An 11,288-nucleotide genomic window follows, 5' to 3' on the forward strand; every position below is an offset into this window, starting at 1 on the left:
GTGGTGTTTGAGAGCTCATGGCTGAAGCCATTCCTACGAACGCATCAGATTTATATCGCGTTTACTCTCGTATCTCGTATCTCTCACCACGCATCTCGCACCTAGCTCCTAGCTCCTAACACCTCGAACATCTCATCTCATAATTCACATCCCTCACCAATGGCGCGGAATAAAGCCGCTGCTACGTAGGCGTTATGCTTGCATGGCGCGCGAAATAAATTTCACGCCTACGTCGAGTAGTCTTATATTTGTGTGGTGTTTGAGAGTTCATGGCTGAAGCCATTCCTACGAACGCATCAGATTTATATCGCGTTTACTCTCGTATCTCGCACCTCGTATCTCGAACCTCGAACCTCGAACCTCGAACCTAGCTACGTAGGCGTTATGCTTGCATGGCGCGCGAAATAAATTTCACGCCTACGTCTACTAGTTTTACATTTGTGTGGTGTTTGAGAGCTCATGGCTAAAGCCATTCCTACGAACGCATCAGATTTATATCGCGTTTACTCTCGTATCTCGTATCTCTCACCACGCATCTCGTACCTCACATCTCTCACCTCGCATCTCGCACCTCGCACCTCGCATCTCGAACCTAGCTCCTAGTCCCTAGCCCCTAGCCCCTCGAACCTAGTCCCTTTTAACTCGCTCGCATATCTCGCGCATTTGTTGTTTTATTTCGGGTTCTTTTTCATCGAATAATTTGGTGATACGTTCGATATAGGCATGGTTTTCTTCGAATGGCACGCCGATCTCGTAGACATCGGCAGCTTCTCGTAGCATTTCTTTATCAAACTCACTGAAAATATCGACCATTTCTTGGGCTTTTTCTCGTTCAATACCGAGTGCTTCAAATGATGAACGGCCCATGCGCATGGTGCTGTCGTAGGTTTCGCGAATAATATCTCGACAGCCGTAAGCCCATAAATCGTATACATGATGGCGGTCTACGGCGCGGGCAACCACATGTAAATGCGGGTAATTTTGCATCGCATAGCGAACTAATTTAGTGATTTGTTCGGCATCATCAAGCGCAACAACCAGCAGTTTTGCATCTTCAATGCCTGCAGCACTGAGTAGATCTGGTCGAGTGGCATCACCAAAAAAGTTACGAATACCAACACGCTCAAGGGCCTCAAGTTGTTTGTAGTTGTAATCAATCACGGTGGTTTTATAGCCGCCAGCTTGTAAAATACGGTCAACCAGCCCACCCATTCTGCCTGAGCCTGCGATGATCACATGGCTATCATCAGGGAACTCTTCTGTTTCTTTTCCTGCTTGCTCACAAATAAAGCGCGGTGCTATCACACGTTGATAGAGAATAAATAACCCCGGCGAAAGCAGCATTGATAAGGTCACAACCAGTAATAGTTGGTCGGCAACGGCTGCGGCTAAAACATTATTAGACACACTGTAAGCCAGTAGTACAAAACCAAACTCACCAGCTTGTGCAAGCCCTAGTGCTAACAACCAAAGTGCGGCGCCTCTTAAGCCAAAAATGCGGCCTAAAATTAATAGCACAACTGTTTTAGTTGCAATCAGTGCGCCGGTTAATAGCACGATGGTAGCTAGGTTATCTGCGAGTAATTGAAAATTGATACTTGCGCCAACGGTGATAAAGAATAATCCAAGTAATAGCCCTTTGAAGGGATCGATATTACTTTCAAGCTCATGTTTATAAGGTGAATTTGCAAGCACAACACCCGCTAAAAAGGTGCCAAGTGCAGGTGATAAGCCAACTAATGACATCATCAAAGCGATACCAATCACGAAGAATAAGGCTGTAGCGGTAAATAGCTCGCGAAGCCGTGCTTGTGCAACAAATCTAAAAATCGGTGCGGTTAAGTAGTTACCGCCAAAAACGACGAGCGTAATCATACCTAAAGTAACCAGCGCTGCTTGCCAGCTCTCAAGGTTTGCTACCAAACTCAAACCACCATGACCGTCTTCGCTTGCATGGGCTGTACCTGCAATGGCGGGTGCTAATTCAGGTAAAGCAAGCAAGGGAATAAACGCAAGCATAGGAATAACGGCTATGTCTTGGGTGAGTAGTACGCTAAATGAGGCTTGGCCACCATCTGATTTTAATAGCCCGCGCTCTGAAAGCGTTTGCAGCACAATCGCGGTCGATGAAAGCGATAAAATTAAGCCTATTGTAAGTGCTGTTTGCCAAGCATGGCCAAATGCTAAACCAATCCCAGTAAACGCGGCAGCTGATAAAATCACTTGTCCGCCACCAAGGCCAATAAGCTGTTTTCGCATTGACCAAAGCGCTTTGGGTTCAAGTTCTAAGCCAACAATAAACAGCATCATTACTACACCAAACTCAGCAAAATGCTGGATGGCAATCACATCAACATTTAAAAATGTCAGTGTTGGCCCAATAACAATACCTGCGAGTAAATAGCCAAGCACAGAGCCAAGCCCAAATTTGCTGGCAATAGGCACGGCGATAATGCCTGCAATGAGGAATATATAGGCGATTAAGAGAAAGTCAGTCATCGTAATCCTGTTTGTTTTTAATTAACTATGGTTGTTTTCGCTAGTTTTGCCAGCAGTTAGGTAGTGAATGCAATCAAAATACGAATTTAGTCAGTAAAATGACAACAAGGCATGGTGTTTAGTCAAAACGAGTAAGACAAAGTAAGGGGTAAAAAATCATCGATTTTTCCTTAAAAATACTTGCGTAGCGCTAGGCTAGGTATATACTCGCAACACATTTAATAGGAGCAAAAAATGAGCAAAAAGAAACAACGCACACAAGGCCAAGTAGATACTGGTCGCGGTGTCATTAACGATAATGTGTACGCCGCAATGGTGACATCTAAGCTGTTCACAGCAAAAGTAGAGAAGCCTAAAAAAGGTAAAGGTGCATATCAACGTAAGGCAAAACATGCAGGACGAGAGTCCTATTTAATCGCTGCTTAATTAAGTTGTGATCAAATAGGATTTTTGTGAAAAGCAAACACTGAGTGTTTGCTTTTTTTATGACTAAATTTCGTGTTAAGAATAATTTTCACTCTATTTTTATAGAAATTATTACCTGAAAACTAATTTATTCGTTATATACCCATAATCGATACGGTAATTATTTTCGCCTACCCTCACACAAACGTTGCTTGTTTTTTATACAAGCCAGAAGTGCCGTGCTTTCCATGGTTAAAATATTGTTAACTTTGTGTTCATTCTTACTCGGTAGAATCATCCTCGTTTTTGCTTGTTGATAAAAATAATTAATTCTTTTTTAGTGGTTTTAACTGAATCTCGCGTCAAAAAGTGTGTTTATTTTACCCTTTAAAGGTAAATACAAGCTTGACGTAATAGCGCTTTGTGTTACTTTAAAGTTGGATTTGTAAAATAAATGTTATTAAAACTTTGGGCGGAGGGAGCGAATGAGCTCGCATAAATTAATAAGAAATGCCTTTAAACTGAGTGCGCTGTCACTAGGTTTATACGGCTTTACAGCACAGGCTGCGATTGATTGCAGCAACTTAGAAGTGTGGCAACAAGGGCAAACACATGTTGGTGGTGATCAGGTTCAGGCACAAGGTAGCGCTTATGAAGCGAAGTGGTGGACGCAAACCAACCCTGTGGAGACTTCTGGTGTCGATCAAGAGTGGCGTTTATTGGGTGTTTGTGACAGCGTTGTCAATGAGAATCAAGCACCTCAAATTAGCAGCTTAACACCCGCAGAGGGTTCTTTATTTACCACAAGTGACAGCGTTGTCATAAGCGCTGTCGCCGCTGATCCTGATGGTAGCGTGGCAAGTGTAGAGTTTTTTGTTGATGGTACATCGCTGAGTGTAGTGACAAGCGCACCTTATTCAGCGAGCTGGCAAGCAACGCAAGGCAGCCATGTGATAAGCGCGGTCGCAACGGATGATTTGGGGCTAACCTCTACAGCGGTTGCACATTCAGTGAGTGTGTCTGATGACGTTGAGCCGGTTAACCAAGCGCCAGTGGCAAGCATTGAATTTAGCTCACTGCCATCACAAGTAACTGTGGGTGACAGTGTGGTGTTTGCGCTTTCTGGCACTGATAGCGATGGCCAAGTGACTGCGTTATCGTTAACTGAAAACAGCACTGAAGTTCATCAAGCAAGTGCCGCTTCTTCAAGTTATACGTGGCAGGCTCCAGCACTTGGGCAATTTTCATTTACCTTAACGGTGACCGATAACGAAGGCGCGACGGATACACAAAGCAAAGTTGTTAATGTTGTTGAAGCAACAGAACCTGGTAGCGATTGTAAACCGCAAGGCTTATACCAAACACCGGGTGTGAATACCCCATACTGTAGTGTGTATGATACAAATGGCCGCGAGAAAATGGGCGCCGATCATCCACGCCGAGTTATTGGTTATTTTACGAGTTGGCGAAATGGTGCCAATGGTCAGCCAAGCTACTTAGTTAACGATATTCCTTGGGACAAGATCACCCATATCAACTATGCCTTTGCGCATGTTGATGGCAATAACAAGGTCTCGATTGGTGATCCAAATGCCGCTGGCAACCCAGCGACAAACATGACTTGGCCGGGCGTAACAGGCGCTGAAATGGATCCAAGCTTTAGTTACACAGGTCACTTTAACTTACTCAATAAATTCAAAAAACAACACCCAGATGTAAAAACCTTAATCTCTGTAGGTGGCTGGGCTGAAACCGGTGGTTATTTTGGTGAAGACGGTACTCGCGTAAACAGCGGTGGTTTCTACACGATGACAACCAATGCCGATGGCTCTGTGAACCAAGCGGGAATTGATGCTTTTGCGAAAAGCGCGGTTGAGTTTATTGAAACCTACGGTTTTGATGGTGTCGATATTGATTACGAATACCCATCGTCAATGAACGACTCAGGCCACCCTGATGATTTTCCTATCTCTAATGCGCGTCGCGCAGGTCTTAATGCCTCGTATCGTGTATTGATGCAAAAACTACGTGAAGAACTTGATATTGCAGGTGAAAAGGCTGGTAAGCATTATTTGTTAACGATTGCTTCACCATCTTCAGGTTACTTATTACGTGGCATGGAAACATTCCAAAGCGTGAAGTATCTCGATTACGTTAACATTATGTCTTATGACTTACATGGTGCATGGAATTCACATGTAGGCCACAACGCAGCCTTGTTTGATACTGGTCTTGATTCTGAATTAGCGCAATGGGGCGTTTATACCACCGCTGAGTTTGAAGGAATCGGTTACTTAAATACGGATTGGGCTGTGCGTTACTTCCGCGGTGCGGTTTCTGCGGGTCGAATCAATATTGGTATTCCATATTACACCCGTGGCTTTAAAGATGTGTCGGGCGGTACTAATGGTTTATGGGGCCAAGCAGCGCTGCCAGATCAATCAAAATGTGCTAAAGGGACAGGCGTTGGTGAGAAAAACCAATGCGGTAATGGCGCACTTGGCATAGATAACCTATGGCACGATAAGAACGATGTTGGTGAAGAAATGCCAGCAGGTTCGAACCCGCTATGGCATGCGAAAAATCTCGAAAATGGCATTAACCCTTCTTACCTTGAAATCTATGGCCTAACGCCAGAAACCGATGCAGATGATGTATTAACGGGTACTTACACACGTTTTTACGATGATGTAGCGGTTGCTCCATGGCTATGGAATGCAGAGAAAAAGGTATTCTTATCAATTGAAGATGAGCAATCAATGGCAACCAAAGTTGATTATGTTATCAACAATGGCCTTGGTGGCATTATGTTCTGGGAGCTTGCTGGTGACTATGATTATGACTCAGCGAAAGGTGAGTACTTCATGGGCTCAAGCTTAACCACACTTGCTTACGATAAATTTAACCAAAGTGGTGTGGCTTACAACACTCATCAAGGCAATGTCGATTTTACCCTGCCAAGCGAAGCTGTAGACGTAAGCTTTACAGTGAAAGACTTCCCAATTGGTGATGATAACTACCCAATTTCACCTACATTCGCATTCACCAATAACTCAGATATCGACTTAAGCGGCGCAAAAATCAGCTTTGATGTGCCCGTTTCTACCTCGGCAATTTTCAAATCAAATTGGAATGCACAAGAAAAGCTCGGCATGGCTGTTGAAGCGAATGGCTCGAATGCAGCTGGCGATAATATCGGCGGCTTTGAAAATGAGTTCCATCGTTTTTCAATCACCTTAGTGAATGAGTGGGGCGGTATCGAAAAGTCATTTAACACAGGTGAAACCGTTGAGGCACAAGTTATGTACTACATGCCAATTACGGGGCCAACTAATTTCACTATTGAGAAAAATGGCAAAACTTACGCTTTTAAATACGAATACCCAATGCTACCAGATGGCACTGCAGGCAGTGGTGATACTGGCGGTGATACCGGTGGTGATACCGGTGGTGATACGGGTGGCGAGGGAAGCTGTAATGGTGTTGATGTAGCAAGCATCCCTGTGTATCCAAATTGGCCGCAAACTGACTGGGCTGGTAACCCAAGCCATGCTGTTGGCGGCGACTTAATGAATCACAACAACGTGATTTACGAAGCAAAGTGGTGGACGAGCACAGAGCCAGGCACATCTGCTGACTGGACGGTGAGTTGCACGCTTTAACCAACTAAGCGGAGCAAGGACTTTGCTCCGCATTTCTACAGCGAGAACAACAATGAAAGTAATGAAATCAAAGGCATTGTCTTTATCGGCAGTGGCAACCAGCATGCTGATTGCCTGTGCATCAAGCCATGTGAATGCCCACGGATTCTTAGAAAGCCCAAAGGCACGCCAAGCATTTTGTAATGCCGATGGCGGGTACTGGTGGCCTGCTGATGGTACAGGGATCCCTAATCTTGCTTGTCGCGCAGCGTTTGTTGAAGCAGGACATGTGCAGTTTGTGCAAGACATTGAATACTCGGCAAATACGGTTAACTACACTGACCTTGAAGCAGTAAAACAAAGTGTACCTGATGGCCGATTATGTGCCGCAGGCGACCCAGAAAAACGCGGTATGGATTTACCTTCAGCACATTGGCAACGCAGTGAGGTTATTCCTAATGCAAATGGCGATATTTTAGTGCGCTTTTTAGCGAGTACGCCGCATAACCCGAGTTTTTGGCAGTTTTATTTAACAAAACCGGGCTTTGATAGTGCAACTCAAGTGCTTACTTGGGATGATCTAGAGCTTGTTGAAGAGTACGGCAATCTTGATTTTAGCATTGACGCTAACAACGATCGTTACTATGAAATGAGCGTATCGATTCCACAAGGGCGCAGTGGCGATGCCATTTTATACACGCGTTGGCAACGAGATGATGCCGGTGGCGAAGGCTTCTACAACTGTAGCGATATTAATATTGTTAGCGATGCGACCCCGACAGAGCCAAGCGATTGGACAGCAATTAGCTACTTTGTTCGTCAAGGACAAGACGCTGAGGTTGGTGGTAGTGTGTCGGCTCGGTTATTTGATGAAAATGGCCAAGAGTTACTTACTCAACAAATGCAGATCACAGCTGATAATCAAGCTAATTGGCAGGCTGAATTTGCAGCGTTGTTAAACCTTAATTACGCGCACTTAGTTAATATTGGCGTGCAAAATAGCGCCGGAGATATTGCCTTTGATGCGTCTGATTTAATGACTAATCAGGTCTTTACAACGAATGCAAACTACAGCTTTGCACTAAGCATACAAGCAGCTCCTGACAATACCGCGCCGATAATTCATCAACCAGATGACCTTCAAGTCGAAGAAGAGAGCAGCACCGCGATACACCTGCACGCCTTTGATGATCAGCAAAGCACCTTAACTTATAGCTGGGATGTACCTGCACCACTGAGCTTTACGGGTAATGATGCCAACATCACGCTAAACGCCCCCGCTGTAGATGCTGATACAAGTTACACCGTAAGTGTATCGGTGTCAGATGGCGAGCTCACAAGCCAAGTAAGTTTTACCGTGACTGTGCTTAATAGCACTGTGGTCGACCCTGATCCTGTTGATCCGAGCGTGCCTGCTTGGAATAGCACAAGCCAATACAACACGGGCGATAAAGTGAGTTTCAACGGCGGAATCTACAGCGCGAAATGGTGGAACCAAGGCGCACAACCAGACAGTAGTGATGCATGGCAGCTTGAATCTGGCAGTGCATCAATCGAATGGAACAGCGGCAAAGCCTATCAAGGCGGCGACGAAGTAACCTATCAAGGACAGCGCTATCGAGCGCAGTGGTGGACCCAAGGAGATGTACCGGGTGCCAGCCAAGTATGGACAGAAATCTAAAGTTTTGTAGTTCAAACTTTATCAATAACAGCGTAACGCTATATAAAAACAGATAAGAGAGAATCATGAATATAAAACAATTAAGCGCAGCCATTGGTGTTGCACTCTTTGCAAGTGCAGCAAATGCAGCACCTTCAACACCAACCATTATTTGGGAGCCACAAGAGTACTCATTTGTTGAGGTTGATCTTGAAGGTACAGGCTCATACAAGAGCTTGGTGAACCGCGTTGATGAAGTCACTATCAGCATTGAATGGAACGCATGGAGCGGTGACGGCGGCGACAGCTATAAAGTGTATTTCGATGATATGTTGGTTAATGAAGGCTCGCTGGCAGCAGGCACTAAAAGTGGTGTTATTAGCTTCCCGTATGATAAAGCAGGTCGTCACACATTATATGTAGAACTATGTGAAGGCGGTACCACCTGTGCGCGCAGTGAAGGTAAGCCAATTGTTATTGCCGATACAGATGGCGGTCACTTAGCGCCATTGCCGATGGATTATGATCCAAATAACCAAGATATTGGCACTAAAGATGGCCTTGTAACCGGTGCCTACTTTGTTGAATGGGGTATTTATGGTCGCGATTTCGACGTAACCAATATACCAGCGCAAAACCTAAGTCATATCTTGTATGGGTTTATTCCAATTTGTGGACCTAATGACTCGTTAACAGGTGGGCCTAAAAACGCGCTAAATACTGCCTGTGCTGGCTCGCAAGATTTTGAAGTGGTGATCCACGATCCATGGGCTGCGATTCAAAAAGCGCTACCAGGTGTTGATAGTAATGACCCAATTCGTGGTACTTATTCGCAGTTAATGGCGTTAAAGCAGCGCTACCCTGATCTGAAAATTTTACCATCAGTGGGTGGTTGGACTTTATCAGACCCATTTGCCTACTTTACCGATAAAGCAAATCGCGACACGTTTGTTGCATCAATGGAAGAGTTTTTAAGAACGTGGAAGTTCTACGACGGTGTTGATATTGACTGGGAATACCCGGGTGGTCAGGGTGCTAATCCAAACTTAGGCGACCCAGTTGCTGACGGCCCAGCATACGTTGCGTTAATGCAAGAGCTGCGCGCGATGCTTGATAAGCTTGAAGCAGAGACAGGTCGTGAGTATGAGTTAACATCAGCGATTGGTGCTGGTTACGACAAAATTGAAGATGTCGACTACTCACAAGCTCAGCAATATATGGATTACATTTTCTTAATGAGCTACGACTACTATGGTGCATGGAGCAATGTAACTGGCCATCAGGCTGCGCTTTATTGTTCATCGCATTTCCGTGTTGGTCAGTGTGATGGCACGGGTGTTGATGAAGAAGGCGTTCCATATAAAGGCCCTGCTTACACAACTGATAACGCAGTGCAAAATCTACTCGCGCAAAACGTACCATCGAAGAAAATCGTGGTAGGTGCCGCTATGTATGGCCGTGGCTGGGAAGGCGTTTATCCAGAAAACACGACTATCGCTGATAACCCTATGACAGCACCAGGCAACGGCAAACTTAAAGGCACTACAGCGCAAGGCGTATGGGAAGACGGTGTTATTGATTACAAAGGCATCAAAACTTACATGTTGGGCGCTGCAGAAAATGGCATCAATGGGTTTGAAACAGGTTATGACGAACAAGCCGAAGCCGCTTATGTATGGAACCGTAGCAACGGTAAATTAATTACATACGATAACCGTCGTTCTGTTTTGGCAAAAGGTGCTTATGTTAATCAATATAATCTAGGTGGTCTGTTTGCATGGGAAATTGATGCTGATAATGGCGATATTCTTAATGCCATGCACGAGGCACTTGGTGGTACCGTCACTGAGCCTAGCAATAGAGCGCCAGTGGTATCTGTATCAAGCACTGTATCTGTTAACTCTGGCGAAAGTGTATCTGTTAGTGCATCGGCAACAGATGCTGATAACGATCCGCTAAGCTTTAGCTGGACAGCTGACAGTGCGTTAACAGTAACCGGTGAAAATTCAAATACCCTTGTAATCACAGCGCCATCAGTGAGTGCTGATACGCAATACACGGTTACTGTCAGTGTGAGCGATGGCGAGGAAATTGTAAGCCGTAACGTTACAGTGAATGTAGTAGCACCAACGACAGGCGAGAACCAAGCACCGGTTGTTGCGGCAATTACTGATAAAACAGTGGCAGAAGACGCGAGTGTGGACGTGGCTGTTTCGGCATCTGATGCTGATGGCGATACGCTTTCATACAGCTGGACAGTGCCAGCAGGCTTAACGTTAGTGGGCTCTGGTGCTGATGTGAGTTTACAAGCGGGTAGCGTTGATGCAGATACTAGTTATGTTGTATCGGTTTCGGTAAGCGATGGTCAAACTGCAACAGCAGTGAGCTTTAATGTCACCGTGACAGATTCTGGTACAACAACTCCGCCAGATGGTGAAACCACATGGGATGCAGCGGCGACTTATGTTGGTGGTGATACGGTGATTTATAACGGCGTAGAGTACACCGCTAAGTGGTGGACACAAGGTGAGCGCCCTGATTTAGGCGGCCCATGGGAAGCAACTTCACAACCAACCGATGGGAACGGTGATGTTGTGTGGCAAGCTGCGGGTATCTACAACGGTGGCGACCAAGTCACTTACCAAGGTAATAAATACGAAGCGAAATGGTGGACTCAAGGAGACGAGCCAGGTGTCGCGGATGTATGGAAAGCACTTTAAGTGTAATAACCACACTTAATGCCCATCATTAAAATGTGATTTCCCTTCAAAGCAGCCTTATGGCTGCTTTTTTGTGGGGGGAAGTTAGAAAGAGTAAAGTTAGCGAGGGGAAAGGGGAAAGGGGAAAGGGGAAAGGGGAAAGAAGCTTTCAGCTTTCAGCCTTCAGCGGTCAGTCGATCTGTGGGGTTGGTCAGGTCGAGTGTTCTTCTCAGCGATTTAAGCCTTGTAGGAGATGTATGGACTCCTCCCCCAAATAGGGTGAGTACGGTATAAAGAGATTGAACATTTACTTTTACCAATAAGGAATCCATACATGTCAAAATTTAACCTAATTAGCATCGACTTGGCAAAAAATGTTTTTCA

5 protein-coding genes are annotated in these 11,288 nt (G+C 45.3%); 4 read left to right on the forward strand and 1 reads right to left on the reverse strand.

The window, feature by feature from the left end:
- Positions 1 to 627: 627 nt before the first annotated feature.
- On the reverse strand, positions 628 to 2,499 hold the full coding sequence (locus tag WA256_RS20765) for a monovalent cation:proton antiporter-2 (CPA2) family protein (RefSeq protein WP_062564743.1): 1,872 nt from the start codon (positions 2,497 to 2,499) through the stop codon (positions 628 to 630).
- Positions 2,500 to 2,733: 234 nt separating this feature from the next.
- Here WA256_RS20765 and arfA point away from each other — a divergent pair, with 234 nt between their 5' ends.
- The 4 genes from arfA (at position 2,734) to WA256_RS20785 (ending at position 10,925) form a co-directional block, all read left to right on the forward strand.
- The gene (gene arfA, locus WA256_RS20770; protein ID WP_054563243.1) at positions 2,734 to 2,925 is read left to right on the forward strand and encodes an alternative ribosome rescue factor ArfA; all 192 of its coding nucleotides are present in this window, start codon (positions 2,734 to 2,736) and stop codon (positions 2,923 to 2,925) included.
- A gap of 464 nt (positions 2,926 to 3,389) precedes the next feature.
- Positions 3,390 to 6,566, forward strand: a complete 3,177-nt coding sequence (locus WA256_RS20775) for a glycosyl hydrolase family 18 protein (RefSeq protein ID WP_335993254.1) — start codon at positions 3,390 to 3,392, stop codon at positions 6,564 to 6,566.
- A 52-nt stretch (positions 6,567 to 6,618) separates the two neighbouring features.
- Positions 6,619 to 8,226 (forward strand): lytic polysaccharide monooxygenase, encoded by a 1,608-nt coding sequence (locus tag WA256_RS20780; protein ID WP_335993257.1) that lies wholly within the window; start codon positions 6,619 to 6,621, stop codon positions 8,224 to 8,226.
- Between the two features lie 65 nt (positions 8,227 to 8,291).
- Positions 8,292 to 10,925: a glycosyl hydrolase family 18 protein gene (locus WA256_RS20785; protein WP_335993259.1), complete on the forward strand. Its 2,634-nt coding sequence runs from the start codon at positions 8,292 to 8,294 to the stop codon at positions 10,923 to 10,925.
- Positions 10,926 to 11,288 lie beyond the last annotated feature (363 nt).

The organism is Pseudoalteromonas sp. CH_XMU1449-3, assembly GCF_037027245.1.
GTDB lineage: Bacteria > Pseudomonadota > Gammaproteobacteria > Enterobacterales > Alteromonadaceae > Pseudoalteromonas > Pseudoalteromonas shioyasakiensis.

Bases quoted from the DNA above. Each gene is read 5' to 3' on its own strand.
- WA256_RS20785 (WP_335993259.1), top strand. From the start codon at position 8,292: ATGAATATAAAACAATTAAGCGCAGCCATTGGTGTTGCACTCTTTGCA.
- WA256_RS20765 (WP_062564743.1), bottom strand. From the start codon at position 2,499: ATGACTGACTTTCTCTTAATCGCCTATATATTCCTCATTGCAGGCATT.
- WA256_RS20780 (WP_335993257.1), top strand. From the start codon at position 6,619: ATGAAAGTAATGAAATCAAAGGCATTGTCTTTATCGGCAGTGGCAACC.
- WA256_RS20775 (WP_335993254.1), top strand. From the start codon at position 3,390: ATGAGCTCGCATAAATTAATAAGAAATGCCTTTAAACTGAGTGCGCTG.
- arfA (WP_054563243.1), top strand. From the start codon at position 2,734: ATGAGCAAAAAGAAACAACGCACACAAGGCCAAGTAGATACTGGTCGC.